Source organism: Pseudomonas sp. GW821-FHT09E12 (genome assembly GCF_059416085.1).
Genome location: NZ_JBWKOM010000005.1, coordinates 220,397 through 233,698 on the forward strand (window position 1 = coordinate 220,397; position 13,302 = coordinate 233,698).

At 63.3% G+C, this 13,302-nt stretch carries 13 protein-coding genes; 9 read left to right on the forward strand and 4 right to left on the reverse strand.

What is annotated here, in order from left to right:
* The first annotated feature begins 54 nt into the window (after positions 1 to 54).
* Both AC07PQ_RS16115 and AC07PQ_RS16120 read left to right on the forward strand, forming a co-directional pair.
* Positions 55 to 1,548 carry an aldehyde dehydrogenase gene (locus tag AC07PQ_RS16115; protein WP_007921100.1) on the forward strand — a complete coding sequence of 498 codons (1,494 nt, stop codon included), beginning with the start codon at positions 55 to 57 and terminating at the stop codon, positions 1,546 to 1,548.
* 142 nt (positions 1,549 to 1,690) lie between these two features.
* On the forward strand, positions 1,691 to 2,839 hold the full coding sequence (locus AC07PQ_RS16120; protein WP_053263102.1) for an MFS transporter: 1,149 nt from the start codon (positions 1,691 to 1,693) through the stop codon (positions 2,837 to 2,839).
* A 91-nt stretch (positions 2,840 to 2,930) separates the two neighbouring features.
* Here the strand turns inward: AC07PQ_RS16120 and AC07PQ_RS16125 are convergent, their stop codons facing one another.
* Positions 2,931 to 4,469, reverse strand: coding sequence for a phospholipase D family protein (locus AC07PQ_RS16125; protein ID WP_493186013.1), 1,539 nt, complete (start codon positions 4,467 to 4,469; stop codon positions 2,931 to 2,933).
* A gap of 90 nt (positions 4,470 to 4,559) precedes the next feature.
* Positions 4,560 to 5,990: an aminotransferase-like domain-containing protein gene (locus tag AC07PQ_RS16130; RefSeq protein WP_007921095.1), complete on the reverse strand. Its 1,431-nt coding sequence runs from the start codon at positions 5,988 to 5,990 to the stop codon at positions 4,560 to 4,562.
* Between the two features lie 180 nt (positions 5,991 to 6,170).
* Between AC07PQ_RS16130 and AC07PQ_RS16135 the strand changes: the two genes are divergently transcribed.
* On the forward strand, positions 6,171 to 6,416 hold the full coding sequence (locus tag AC07PQ_RS16135) for a DUF1127 domain-containing protein (RefSeq protein WP_007921094.1): 246 nt from the start codon (positions 6,171 to 6,173) through the stop codon (positions 6,414 to 6,416).
* Positions 6,417 to 6,542: 126 nt separating this feature from the next.
* Here the strand turns inward: AC07PQ_RS16135 and AC07PQ_RS16140 are convergent, their stop codons facing one another.
* Positions 6,543 to 7,856, reverse strand: a complete 1,314-nt coding sequence (locus tag AC07PQ_RS16140) for an NAD(P)/FAD-dependent oxidoreductase (protein ID WP_493185887.1) — start codon at positions 7,854 to 7,856, stop codon at positions 6,543 to 6,545.
* Positions 7,857 to 8,004: 148 nt separating this feature from the next.
* On the opposite strand from AC07PQ_RS16140, the gene AC07PQ_RS16145 reads away from it, so the two are divergent.
* Positions 8,005 to 8,358 (forward strand): YkgJ family cysteine cluster protein, encoded by a 354-nt coding sequence (locus tag AC07PQ_RS16145; RefSeq protein WP_007932445.1) that lies wholly within the window; start codon positions 8,005 to 8,007, stop codon positions 8,356 to 8,358.
* 124 nt (positions 8,359 to 8,482) lie between these two features.
* On the opposite strand, the gene AC07PQ_RS16150 is transcribed toward AC07PQ_RS16145, so the two are convergent.
* Positions 8,483 to 8,971, reverse strand: coding sequence for an Lrp/AsnC ligand binding domain-containing protein (locus tag AC07PQ_RS16150; RefSeq protein ID WP_007932443.1), 489 nt, complete (start codon positions 8,969 to 8,971; stop codon positions 8,483 to 8,485).
* Between the two features lie 156 nt (positions 8,972 to 9,127).
* On the opposite strand from AC07PQ_RS16150, the gene dadA reads away from it, so the two are divergent.
* The 5 genes from dadA (at position 9,128) to AC07PQ_RS16175 (ending at position 13,200) form a co-directional block, all read left to right on the forward strand.
* On the forward strand, positions 9,128 to 10,429 hold the full coding sequence (dadA, locus tag AC07PQ_RS16155) for a D-amino acid dehydrogenase (RefSeq protein WP_274304999.1): 1,302 nt from the start codon (positions 9,128 to 9,130) through the stop codon (positions 10,427 to 10,429).
* Positions 10,401 to 10,754 carry a RidA family protein gene (locus AC07PQ_RS16160; RefSeq protein ID WP_493185888.1) on the forward strand — a complete coding sequence of 118 codons (354 nt, stop codon included), beginning with the start codon at positions 10,401 to 10,403 and terminating at the stop codon, positions 10,752 to 10,754. The genes dadA and AC07PQ_RS16160 overlap by 29 nt, the downstream gene beginning before the upstream one ends.
* A 95-nt stretch (positions 10,755 to 10,849) precedes the next feature.
* The gene (alr, locus tag AC07PQ_RS16165; RefSeq protein ID WP_493185889.1) at positions 10,850 to 11,926 is read left to right on the forward strand and encodes an alanine racemase; all 1,077 of its coding nucleotides are present in this window, start codon (positions 10,850 to 10,852) and stop codon (positions 11,924 to 11,926) included.
* A 128-nt stretch (positions 11,927 to 12,054) separates the two neighbouring features.
* Positions 12,055 to 12,603 (forward strand): cupin domain-containing protein, encoded by a 549-nt coding sequence (locus AC07PQ_RS16170; protein ID WP_007932420.1) that lies wholly within the window; start codon positions 12,055 to 12,057, stop codon positions 12,601 to 12,603.
* Positions 12,604 to 12,786: 183 nt separating this feature from the next.
* A complete protein-coding gene (locus AC07PQ_RS16175) occupies positions 12,787 to 13,200 on the forward strand; it encodes a c-type cytochrome (RefSeq protein WP_009046174.1) in 414 nt (137 codons plus the stop codon).
* The last annotated feature ends 102 nt before the right edge of the window (positions 13,201 to 13,302 follow it).

The following is a 13,302-nucleotide window of genomic DNA, read 5'->3' on the forward strand; positions in this document are numbered from 1 at the left end:
AGGTGCCGGCATCGATCGCGTGGCGCCTGTATCCAACAAGAGGAGGACACTCGCATGACCACCCTGACTCGAGCCGATTGGGAGCAACGCGCCCGCGAGCTGAAAATCGAAGGCCGCGCCTACATCAATGGCGAATACACCGCCGCCGTTTCCAACGAAACCTTCGAATGCATCAGCCCGGTCGATGGCCGTCTGCTGGCGAGTATTGCCAGCTGTGACGCCGCCGACGCGCAACGTGCCGTGGAAAACGCCCGCGCCACTTTCAATTCCGGTGTCTGGTCGCGCCTGGCGCCGGCCAAGCGTAAAGCCACCATGATTCGTTTTGCCGGCCTGCTGAAGAAGCATGCCGAAGAACTGGCCCTGCTCGAAACCCTGGACATGGGCAAGCCGATCAGCGACTCGCTGGGTATCGACGTTCCTGGCGCGGCGCAAGCGCTGAGCTGGAGCGGCGAAGCCATCGACAAGATCTACGACGAAGTCGCCGCCACGCCCCACGACCAACTGGGCCTGGTGACTCGCGAGCCGGTGGGCGTGGTCGGCGCCATCGTGCCGTGGAACTTCCCGTTGATGATGGCCTGCTGGAAGCTCGGGCCGGCGCTGTCCACCGGTAACTCGGTGATCCTCAAGCCGTCGGAAAAATCGCCGCTGACCGCTATCCGCATCGCCGCGCTGGCTGTCGAGGCCGGGATCCCGGCGGGCGTGCTCAACGTGCTGCCAGGTTATGGCCACACCGTGGGCAAGGCCCTGGCCCTGCACATGGACGTCGATACCCTGGTGTTCACCGGTTCGACCAAGATCGCCAAGCAGTTGATGGTCTACTCCGGCGAATCGAACATGAAGCGCGTCTGGCTGGAGGCGGGCGGCAAGAGCCCGAATATTGTGTTCGCCGATGCCCCGGACCTGCAGGCCGCGGCCGAATCCGCGGCCAGCGCCATTGCCTTCAACCAGGGCGAAGTCTGCACCGCCGGTTCGCGCCTGCTGGTGGAGCGTTCGATCAAGGATAAATTCCTGCCGCTGGTGATCGAGGCCCTCAAGGCCTGGAAACCGGGCAACCCGCTGGACCCGGCCACCAACGTCGGCGCGCTGGTGGATACCCAGCAGATGAACACCGTGCTGTCGTACATCGAGTCCGGTCATGCCGACGGCGCCAAGCTGGTGGTGGGCGGCAAGCGCACCCTGCAGGAAACCGGCGGGACCTACGTTGAGCCGACCATCTTCGACGGCGTCAGCAACGCAATGAAGATCGCCCAGGAAGAGATCTTCGGCCCGGTGCTCTCGGTCATCGCCTTCGACACCGTGGAAGAAGCCATCCAGATTGCCAACGACACGCCTTATGGCCTGGCCGCGGCGGTATGGACGGCCAATATCTCCAAGGCTCACCTGACCGCCAAGGCTCTGCGGGCCGGCAGTGTCTGGGTCAACCAGTATGACGGCGGCGACATGACCGCGCCCTTCGGCGGCTTCAAGCAGTCGGGCAACGGTCGTGACAAGTCGTTGCACGCGTTCGACAAGTACACCGAACTGAAGGCGACCTGGATCAAGCTGTAATTCAAGGGGCGCGGATATCGGGCGTCTGAACAGACGCCACCCCGCGCACCGTTACCCGATCCATATCGCAGCCGGACTTTCCGCAGGGGAGGTCCGGCTGCGTTGTCTCTGTATTAAAAAAACCATCCACAGGAGCGTGGAAATGCGCTGGGCAACTTATTTCGCCGTTTTGGCGGCTGTCCTGAGTGTGGGGCTGGCCTTGGGCGTGAGCATGCCGCTGGTGTCGTTCCGCCTGGAGAGCTGGGGATATGGGCCCTTTGCAATCGGCGTGATGGCCTCGATGCCGGCGATTGGCGTCTTGCTCGGGGCGAAGGTGTCCAGCCGCCTGGCGGCACGCTTCGGCACGGCGGGGCTGATGCGCCTGTGCCTGTGGGGCGGGGCGATCTCCATTGGCCTGCTGGCGCTGTTGCCGAGTTATCCCTTATGGCTGGTGCTGCGGCTGATGATCGGCGTGGTGCTGACCATCGTCTTCATCCTCGGCGAAAGCTGGATCAACCAGTTGGTGGTGGAGCAGTGGCGCGGTCGCCTGGTGGCGCTGTATGGCAGTAGCTATGCCTTGAGCCAATTGGCTGGCCCGCTGCTGCTGGGCGCCTTGGGCACCGAGCATGACTACGGTTTCTGGGTGGGCGTCGTGCTGCTGGTGGTGTCGCCTCTGTTGCTGATGGGCCGCAGCGGCGCGCCGAGCAGCGAGTCTTGCAGCGTGACCTTCGGTGATCTGTGGCGCTTCTGTCGTGGCCTGCCGGCCATTGGCTGGGCGGTGGCGCTGTTCGCCGCGTTCGAGGCGATGATCCTGACCCTGTTGCCGGTCTATTGCCTGCGCCAGGGGTTTACCGAGGACATTGCCCTGGCGATGGTCAGCACCGTTGTGGTGGGCGATGCCTTGTTGCAACTGCCCATCGGCGCCCTGGCCGATCGCGTATCGCGGCGCGCCTTGTTCGCCGGCTGCGCGGTAATCCTGCTGCTGTCGAGCCTGGCCATTCCGTTGCTGCTCGACACCCTGCTGATCTGGCCGCTGTGGGTGCTGTTCGGCGCCAGCGCCGGTGGCCTGTTCACCTTGTCGCTGATCCTGATCGGCGAGCGCTACCGCGACGATGCGCTGGTGCGTGCCAATGCCCACGTCGCCCAGCTGTGGGGCATTGGCTGCCTGATCGGGCCGCTGGTGGCGGGGGCGGGCAGCCAGTGGGTCAGCGGGCATGCCTTGCTGTTGCTGATGGCGGCCGGGGCCCTGGGGCTGATTGTGCTGTTGTTGCGCGAAGGCGCGTTTGGCGCGGCCCAGCCACAAACCCTGTAGGAGCGAGGCTTGCCCGCGATAAGGGGCTGACAGTCAACAGCCTGGCTGAGTGTGATTCCGCCATTGCGAGCCAGCTTGTTCCTACAGGCGCTCAGAGCATCCGTTCGAGGCCGATGGTATTGCTCATCCAGGCATTGAAGCGCCGCCACCAGCTGCCAGGCTCGCGGGTCAGGGTGTGCAGTTGCTGGTTGTCTTCGGTGACCCAGACCAGCTTGCCGTCCTGCAGCTTCGCCTCGTAGCTCAGGGCCGGCGCCATGCCTTGCAGCGCCAGGCCGCGAACGCGTTCGGCCAGCTCGGGGCTGTCCACCAGCACCCCGACTTCGGTGTTCCACAGCACCGAGCGCGGGTCGAAATTGAAGGAGCCGATAAAGGATTTCTGGCGGTCGAAAATCATCGCCTTGCTGTGCAGGCTGGAGTCCGAGCCAGGATACGACGCGCTATGGAACAGATGAGGAGCGCTGCCGCCGCCGTTACCGGGTTGGCGTCGCAGTTCATAGAGTTTCACGCCGTGTTGCAGCAGCGCCTTGCGATACGGCGCGTAGCCGCCGTGGACCGCCGGCACGTCGGTGGCTTCCAGGGAGTTGGTCAGCAGGCTCACCGCAACCCCGGCGTCGGCACGTCCGGTGAGGTAGACCAGGCCTGGCTGGCCGGGGACGAAATAGGCCGAAACCATCATCAACTCTTTACTGACGCTCTGTAGCTCCGGCGCCAGCTGGGTGGTCAACAGCAGGTGCGGGTCGGGCTCGCCGTTGGACAGGACCTTGCTCGGGGCATCCCACAGCGCCTGGTTCCAGGCCCAGATCAGCTCTTTGCGCCAGACGTCCATGCGTGGCTGGGTCCGATAGGCCTTGAGTTCCTGGAACAGGGCATGCTCCTGCTGCTGGGCGTCGTCCAGCGATTGCTGCAGGCGCAGCCGGGTGTTGGCCAGCTCCCGGGCCGATGGCAGGCGCGACAGAAACTCGCCGATGGGTTTGCTCAGGGCGCTGTTCCAGTACTGGTCGAAGCTGTGCCCGAGCTGTTCGGCCACCGGGCCGAAACCGAGGATGTCGATGTCGGTGAAGTTCAGGTTGGGTTCGGCGTCGAAGTACTCGTCCCCCAGGTTGCGCCCGCCAACGATGGCCGCGCTGTTGTCCGCCAGCCACAGCTTGTTGTGCATGCGTCGATGTTGCAGCGACAGGTTGAACAGACGACCCATGGTACGGGTCACGCCAGTGCTGCGCCCCAGGTGCAGGGGGTTGAACAGGCGGATCTGTATCCGCGGATGGGCGGCGAGGGTGGCCATGATCTGGTCCAGGCCGTCGCTGGTGGTGTCGTCCAGCAGAATGCGGATGCGCACGCCGCGGTCGGCGGCCTTGAACAGTTCGTCCACCAGCATCCGGGTGCTGATGCCGTCATGGACGATGTAGTACTGCAGGTCGAGGCTGCTTTGGGCGTTGCGGATCAGCTCGGCGCGGGCCATGAAGGCTTCGCTGCTGTCGGACAGCAGGCGAAAGCCCGAGCGTCCCTGATAGGGGGCGGCCTGGGCCTGGATCGAGCGACCGAAGGCCGAGTCGGTGGCCGGCAGTGCCTGGCTGGGCTCGTGAGGCACATCGAGGCTGACGCAGCCGCTCAGGCACAGCGCGATCAGCATAAGGAAGGCCAGGGCCTGTCTGGATCTCAAGTCAGCTCATCTCGAATCGCTGCGATGGTCTAGCTGTGACGCCGGTTTCACAGGAAAAGGTCAGTCCGTTGCGCAATCTTCAGCCAGCAGCTTGATGGCGGCTGCGCCGACTTTGCGCACGGCTTCCTCGATCTGTGCCGTTGGCTTGGCAGCGTAGTTCATCCGCAGGCAGTTGCGGTACTTGCCCGAGGCCGAAAAGATGCTGCCCACGGCAATCTGCACGCCCTGGCCGAGCAGCGCGCGGTTCAGGCGCAGGGTATCGAAACCTTCCGGCAGTTCGACCCACAGCATGAACCCGCCCTGCGGCCGGCTGGCGCGGGTACCGGTGGGGAAATAGCGGCTGACCCAGTCGATCATCAGGTCGCGATTGCGCTGGTACTGGGTGCGCATGCGCCGCAGGTGCGGCTCGAAATTGCCGCTCTTGAGGAACTCGGCGATGGCGATCTGCGGTTGCGGCGCGGTGGAGCCGGTGCTGATGTATTTCATGTGCAGCACTCGTTCCAGATAGCGCCCGGGGGCGACCCAGCCGATGCGCAGGCCCGGCGCCAGGGTCTTGGAAAAGGAACTGCACAGCAGCACCCGGCCATCGTCGTCGAACGACTTGATGGTCCGCGGGCGCGGGTAGGTGTAGGACAGCTCGCCATACACATCGTCTTCGATGATCGCCACATCGAAGCGCTGGGCCAGGGTCAGCAGGGCCCGCTTGCGCGACTCCGGCATGATATAGCCCAGCGGGTTGTTGCAGTTGGGGGTCAACTGTATGGCCTTGATCGGCCATTGCTCCAGGGCCAGTTCCAGGGCGTCGAGGCTGATGCCGGTGAGTGGGTCGGTGGGGATTTCCAGGGCCTTCATGCCCAGGCCCTTGAGGGTCTGCATGGCGCCGTGGAAGCTCGGCGAGTCGACGGCGACGATATCCCCGGGCTCGCAGGTGGCACGGATGCTGGTGGACAAGGCTTCATGGCAGCCGGTGGTGATCACCAGGTCGTTGGCGCCGAGCTGGCAGCCGGAATCGAGCATCAGCCGCGCCAGCTGTTCACGCAGTTCGTGCACGCCGTAGATGGTGTCGTAATACAGACCGGGCATGTCCTGGCGCCGGCTGATGCGGGCGAGCCCGCGCAGCAGGGGCTTGAGGGTCGGGCTGGTGACGTCGGGCATGCCGCGGCCCAGCTGGACGATGTCCTTGCGCGGCACGCTGCGGATCAGTTCCAGCACCTGGTCCCACTGCGAAATCTCCACCGGCCGCTGCGCCGGGCGACCCACTGCGGGCAGTGCCGGCAACTCACGGCTGACCGGCACGAAGTAGCCGGACTTGGGCTTGGGCGTCGCCAGGCCGCTGTCTTCCAGCACCCGATAAGCCTGCTGCACGGTGCTCAGGCTGACCCCGTGTTCGACACTCAAGGCCCGTACCGAGGGCAGTCGGTCGCCGGGGCGATAGAAGCCTTGTTCGATACGTGTGCCCAGCAGTTCGGCGAGATTGACATACAGGGTCATGGCGCAGCCTCGGGGTGATTGAATCGGGTAACCAGTACAGATGGCGCAAAATTACAGGATTCAGCCCGGATAGGGGAAATTCTGTATGGAGATAATAGCGGTACTTTGAATCTGTAATGGTTTTTGGCTCCCGTGCATGATGTCTGCTCATAGCGACCCAAGTAAACAGGAGCAGCAAAAATGAACGGCTTGAGCGATGTGCGTCTGTCGTTACACAGTCAGGAACTGGCGGCTGGGCAGGAGCGGGCAGCAGGGGCGACGTCCGTCCACAATGCGCCGTCCGGCCTCGGTCTCTGGGGCCTGTACTGGCATCGACTGCGTACACGCAAGGCACTGCTTGAGCTGACCACCGAACAGTTGCGCGATATCGGCCTGAGTCGCGAACAGGCGCGGCAGGAAGGGCTCAAGCCGTTCTGGCGGCTTTGAAAGCCCTCGCGATCGGTAGCCGCTGGCGCAGCCTGCGATCGGTTGCGCAGCGACCGCAAAAGGCCGCATCCGATTTCCCCGGATGCGGCCTTTTTCATACCTGTCGTGTGGCGGCTATAGATGCCTTCAGACCAGTTCTTTCAACCGATGCCAGAGCATCCCCAGCGCCAGCAGCGGCGAACGCAGGTGCTTGCCGCCCGGGAAGGTGATGTGCGGGACCTGGGCGAACAGATCGAAACCACCGCCCTGCTGGCCGCTGATGGCTTCGGCCAGCAACTTGCCGGCCAGGTGCGTGGCATTCACGCCGTGGCCCGAGTAGGCCTGGGCGTAATACACATTGGGCTGGTCTTTTAGGCGGCCGATCTGCGGCAGGCGGTTGGCGCCGATGCCGATCATGCCGCCCCATTGATAGTCGATCTTCACCGCTGCCAGTTGCGGGAACACCTGCAGCATCTTCGGCCGCATATAAGCGGCAATGTCCCGCGGGTCGCGGCCGGAATAGTGGCAGGCGCCGCCGAACAGCAAGCGCCGGTCGGCCGAAAGGCGGTAATAGTCCAGGGCCACCCGCTGGTCGCAGACCGCCATGTTCTGCGGCAACAGGGTGTGGGCCTGCTCTTCGCTCAAGGGTTCGGTGGCGATGATGTAACTGCCGGCGGGCAGCACCTTGCCACCCAGTTGCGGGTTGAGATCGTTGAGGTAGGCGTTGCAGCCCAGCACCAGAGTGCTGGCGCGCACTGAGCCCTGGGCGGTATGGACTTTGACCTGCGGCCCGTAATCGATGCGGGTCACGGCCGAGTGTTCGAACAGGCGCACGCCCAGTTGCTGCGCGACCGCGGCTTCGCCCAGGGCCAGGTTCAGCGGGTGCAGGTGCCCCGAGCCCATGTCGATCAGGCCGCCGACGTAACGGTCGGAACCCACCACGCTGTGCATCTCATGGGCTTGCAGCAGGCGGGTTGCATGGCGATAGCCCAGGTCGCGCAACTCCTGGGCATCTTCGGCGAAACCTTCGAGGTCGCGCGGTTTATTGGCCAGGTCGCAATAACCCCAGGTCAGGTCGCAAGGGATCTGGAAGCGTTCGATACGCTGGCGGACGATTTCCACTGCTTCCAGGCCCATCAGTTTCATCTGGCGTACGCCGTCTTCGCCGATTATTGAGGCGAACTGCTCGAGGCCGTGACCCACTCCGCGAATCAGTTGCCCACCGTTGCGCCCGCTGGCGCCCCAGCCGATCTTGCGCGCTTCCAGCAGAATGACGCTGAGCCCGCGCTCGGCCAGCTCGATCGCGGTGTTGAGCCCGGAGAAGCCGCCGCCGACCACGCATACGTCCGCCTGATGCTCGCCGGCCAGCGCCGGATAATCGGGCTGGGGCAGGCTGCTGGCGGCGTAGTAGGAGGCGGGGTGCGAATGGCCTGGCCCCGACGGCTGAACACGGGTGTTCATGTGGATCATCCTGATTCGTGTGTTTGGAAAATTTGACGGAGCATAAGCCGGACCTTTCCGGCGCGGCAACATTGGTCGGCCAGTGCTGTCTGCCACAAGGCTTTTAGGGCAAAATCGCGGCCTCTCCAGACTCCCGGTAAACGCTTCGATGAGCTGCAACAGCCAGAAAATCCGCACGCTCCGACAGCAGATCCCCTCGTTCGAGTGCGTGCCCGGCTGTCACGACTGCTGTGGTCCGGTCACCACTTCGACCGAAGAGATGTCGCGCCTGCCGCGCAAGACCCGGGCCGAGCAGGACGCGGCGATGGAAGAGCTGAACTGTGTGCACCTGGGGCCCAATGGCTGCACGGTGTATGACGAGCGGCCGCTGATCTGTCGCCTGTTCGGCACCACGCCGAGCCTGCCATGCCCCAATGGCCGGCGCCCGGTGGAGCTGATCCACCCGCGGGTGGAGAAGCAGATCCATGAATATATGGCGAGCACCCGGCAGGTGCTGGTCTGATCCAAAGCCATCGCGGGCAAGCCTCGCTCCTACAGGTTGCACCGGTCCCGTAGGAGCGGCCGGTCCACGCTCGATTGCCCGCGATAGCGATTACCCTGACAACACTGGTCTCGGCTCGTTGCAATCAATCCGGAATCGGCAGGCTCAGGCTCTCTTTCACCTCTTCCATCACGATATAGCTCTTGGATTCGCGCACGTGGGGCAGCTTGAGCAGGATGTCGCCCAGCAGTTTGCGGTACGAGGCCATTTCGGAAATCCGCGCCTTCACCAGGTAGTCGAAGTCCCCCGACACCAGGTGGCATTCCAGTACGTGCGGCAGTTTCAGCACGGCGCGGCGGAACTCCTCGAACGTGTCGCCGGACTTGTAGTCCAGGCTGATTTCGACGAACACCAGCAGGCTACCCTTGAGGTGCTGCGGGTTGAGCCGGGCGTTGTAGCCCATGATGATGCCTTCGCGCTCCAGGCGGCGGACCCGCTCGGTGCACGGCGTGGTCGACAGCCCGACCTTTTCCCCCAGCTCGGTAAAGGAAATGCGCCCATCGGCCTGCAGGATGCGCAGGATATTGCGATCTATCTTGTCCAGCTCACGCTTTGTCTGGTGGTTGGTACGCATAGGGGATGCGCCTCCGTGAAAAGGGTTTTTGCCGAGAATTCTCGCCAAATATAGGCGTTTATATAGTGAAAAGCACTGGCTGTTGCTTTTTATACTGCGCGCATCTTCGCTCTGAATAACAAACGTCAGCGGTTATCCGCGATGAGGGATATGAAAATGCGCGTTCTGGTCTTGGGTAGCGGCGTGATCGGTACCACCAGTGCCTACTATCTGGCCCGTGCCGGTTTCGAAGTGACCGTCGTCGACCGTCAGCCGGCCGTTGCCATGGAAACCAGCTTCGCCAACGCCGGCCAGGTTTCGCCGGGTTACGCCTCGCCCTGGGCCGCGCCGGGCGTGCCGCTCAAGGCCATCAAGTGGTTGCTGCAGCGCCACGCGCCGCTGGCGATCAAGGCCACCGCCGACATCGATCAATACCTGTGGATGGCGCAGATGCTGCGCAACTGCACTGCTGCCCGCTATGCGGTGAACAAGGAGCGCATGGTCCGCCTGTCCGAGTACAGCCGCGACTGCCTCGACGAACTGCGCGCGGAAACCGGCATTGCCTATGAAGGCCGCAGCCTGGGGACCACCCAGCTGTTCCGCACCCAGGCGCAACTGGATGGCGCGGCCAAGGATATCGCCGTGCTCAAGGAATCCGGCGTGCCTTTCGAGCTGCTGGACCGCGAGGGCATCGCCCGCGTCGAGCCGGCCCTGGCCAGCGTGACCGACATCCTGGCCGGCGCCCTGCGCCTGCCGAACGACCAGACTGGCGACTGCCAGATGTTCACCACGCGCCTGGCGCAAATGTGCACCAAGCTGGGTGTGGAATTCCGCTTCGACCAGGACATCCAGCGCCTGGACTTCGCCGGTGACCGCATCAACGGCGTCTGGATCGACGGCAAGCTGGAAACCGCCGACCGCTACGTGCTGGCCCTCGGCAGCTACTCGCCACAACTGCTCAAGCCACTGGGCATCAAGGCCCCGGTGTATCCGCTCAAGGGGTACTCGCTGACCGTGCCGATCACCAACCCGGCCATGGCCCCGACTTCGACCATTCTCGACGAAACCTACAAGGTGGCGATCACCCGTTTCGACAACCGTATTCGCGTTGGCGGCATGGCTGAAATCGCCGGTTTTGACCTCTCGCTGAACCCGCGTCGGCGCGAAACGCTGGAGATGATCGTCAACGATCTTTATCCTCAGGGCGGTGATCTGTCTCAGGCCAGTTTCTGGACCGGCCTGCGTCCCACCACCCCGGACGGCACGCCGATCGTTGGCGCCACGCCGATGCGCAACCTGTTCTTGAACACCGGTCATGGCACGCTTGGCTGGACCATGGCCTGTGGTTCCGGTCGTCTGCTGGCCGATCTGATGGCGAAGAAAAAGCCGCAGATCAGCGCCGAAGGTCTCGATATTTCTCGTTACGGTAATCCTCAGGAGCCTGCAAAACATGCCAATCCAGCGCCAGCTCACCAATGAGCGCATGAGCCAGATCGTCGTCCACAGCGGTACCGTGTATCTGGCCGGGCAAGTCGGCGACGACCTGAACGCGGGGATTGAGCAGCAGACCCATGAAACCCTCGCCAACATCGAGCGTTTGCTGGACCTGGCCGGCACCGACAAGTCGCGCCTGCTGTCGGTGACCATCTACCTGAAGGACATCGATGCGCACTTCGCCGGGATGAACAGCGTATGGGACCAGTGGCTGCCGAAAGGCGTCGCCCCGGCCCGCGCAACCGTCGAAGCCAAGCTCTGCGAACCGGAAATCCTGGTCGAGTTGTCCGTCGTGGCCGCTCTGCCTTAAGCAAGATCCCTCTCCCGGTGCTGTTAATGGATGGCTCACGCCATCCGCCAGCGCCGGTTTTTTCTTCCCACATGACCGCCTAGAAGTCTGCCGCCATGCGTCCTGCCCGTGCCCTGATCGATCTTCACGCCCTGCGTCACAACTACCAACTGGCCCGCGAAGCCTCGCCGGGCGCCCGTGCGCTCGCGGTGATCAAGGCCGATGCCTATGGCCATGGCGCGGTGCGCTGTGCCCAGGCGCTGGAAGCCGAGGCCGACGGCTTTGCCGTGGCCTGTATCGAAGAAGCCCTGGAGCTGCGTGCGGCGGGGATTCGCGCGCCGATATTGCTGCTTGAAGGTTTTTTCGAGGCCGATGAGCTGGACCTGATCGTCGAACATGATTTCTGGTGCGTGGTGCATTCGCTGTGGCAGCTGGAGGCCATCGAGCAGACCACCGTCGCCAAGCCGCTGACGGTATGGCTCAAGCTGGATTCGGGCATGCACCGCGTCGGCCTGCATCCCAAGGATTACCAGTCGGCCTATCAGCGGCTGCTGGCCAGCGGCAAGGTGGCGAAGATCGTATTGATGAGCCACTTCGCCCGGGCCGACGAGCTCAGCTGCAGCAGCAGCGACGAGCAGGTCGCGGTGTTCGAGGCGGCGCGCCAGGGCTTGTCCGCCGAGATCAGCCTGCGTAACTCGCCAGCCGTGCTCGGCTGGCCGCACATTCCCAGCGACTGGGTGCGCCCCGGCATCATGCTGTATGGCTCGACCCCGTTCGAAGAACCGCATCCACTGGCCGCGCGCCTGCAACCGGTGATGACCCTGGAGTCGAAGGTGATCTGCGTGCGCGAACTGCCGGCCGGCGAACCGGTGGGGTACGGCGCCAAATTCGTCACACCACGGCCGATGCGTATCGGCGTGGTGGCCATGGGGTACGCCGACGGTTATCCGCGGCATGCGCCGACCGGTGCGCCGGTGCTGGTGGCGGGGCAGCGTACCCAGCTGCTCGGCCGGGTTTCCATGGACATGCTGTGCATCGACCTGACCGATGTGCCAGAGGCCGGGCTGGGTTCTACCGTCGAGCTGTGGGGCAAGAACATCCTCGCCAGCGAACTGGCGGCAGCGGCCGGCACTATCCCTTATCAGCTGTTCTGCAACCTGCGCCGGGTGCCACGCGTCTATTCCGAGGGCTGAGCGGCACAGTGCATTGCCGAAAGTCGCCTTGCCCCCTGGGATTGGGGCCCAAGTGTTGTAAATACTGAACGCTATCGCCATGATAACGCTCAACTACAACAACGCCTGATCCCTAGGAGGCTGCCGCATTGGACGTCGGTGAACGACTGCAATCCATCCGTAAACTCAAAGGCCTTTCCCAGCGTGAACTCGCCAAGCGCGCGGGCGTCACCAACAGCACCATTTCGATGATCGAGAAGAACAGCGTCAGCCCCTCGATCAGTTCGCTGAGAAAGGTTCTTGGCGGCATTCCCATGTCGATGGTCGAGTTTTTCTCGGAAGAAATCCTCCAGGAAAAACCCACCCAGATCGTCTACAAAGCCAACGAGTTGATCGATATTTCCGATGGCGCGGTGACCATGAAGCTGGTGGGCCGGGCGCATCCTAGCCGGGCGATCGCTTTTCTCAACGAGATCTATCCGCCGGGCGCCGATACCGGCGAAGAGATGCTCACCCATGAAGGCGAGGAAACCGGGATTCTCGTGGAAGGACGCCTGGAGCTGGTGGTGGGTCTTGAGACATTCGTGCTCGAAGCCGGTGACAGCTACTATTTCGAAAGCACCAAGCCGCACCGTTTCCGTAATCCTTTCGATGCACCCGCGCGACTAATCAGCGCAGCCACGCCCGCGAACTTCTAATAGAAGAGGCGTCCTGCAAGGATTGCAGCGGTGCCCGAAGCAGCATTTCGCCTCTCTCTAATCCCCCTTTGAATCTAGGGTTGTTTCGGAGTGGCGGGCTAACCGCTATACTTGCGCCCGCCCGCGAAACCGTGGCCGTGGGCGTGACTAGCCACCATTGAGGGTGTACGCGTGAACCTAATTATGAAAATGCTGGCTGCACCAGCAACCGTATTGGCCCTCTGGGCTGTCAGCGCTCAAGCTGCGACCAACGACGACATTGCCAAGCGCCTCGAGCCGGTTGGCCAGGTCTGCGTCCAGGGTCAGGAATGCAAGGGTATGGAAGTCGCTGTTGCCGCCGGTGGCGGTGGTGCGAAGACTCCAGACGAAGTGATTGCCAAGCATTGCAATGCTTGCCACGGCTCCGGCCTGTTGGGCGCACCGAAAATCGGCGACGCCGCTGCCTGGAAAGAGCGCGCGGATCACCAGGGTGGCCTCGACGGCATCCTGGCCAAGGCCATTACCGGTATCAACGCGATGCCGCCTAAAGGCACCTGCGCCGACTGCTCCGATGAAGAGCTCAAAGGCGCCATCCAGAAGATGTCCGGTTTGAAATAAGCACGGATCTTGCGCAAAAAAGCCGCTCACGAGCGGCTTTTTTCATGCCTGCGATTCGGCCGCTACTGTTCATTGCAGCAAAGACCCGGCAAGCTCGGTCCA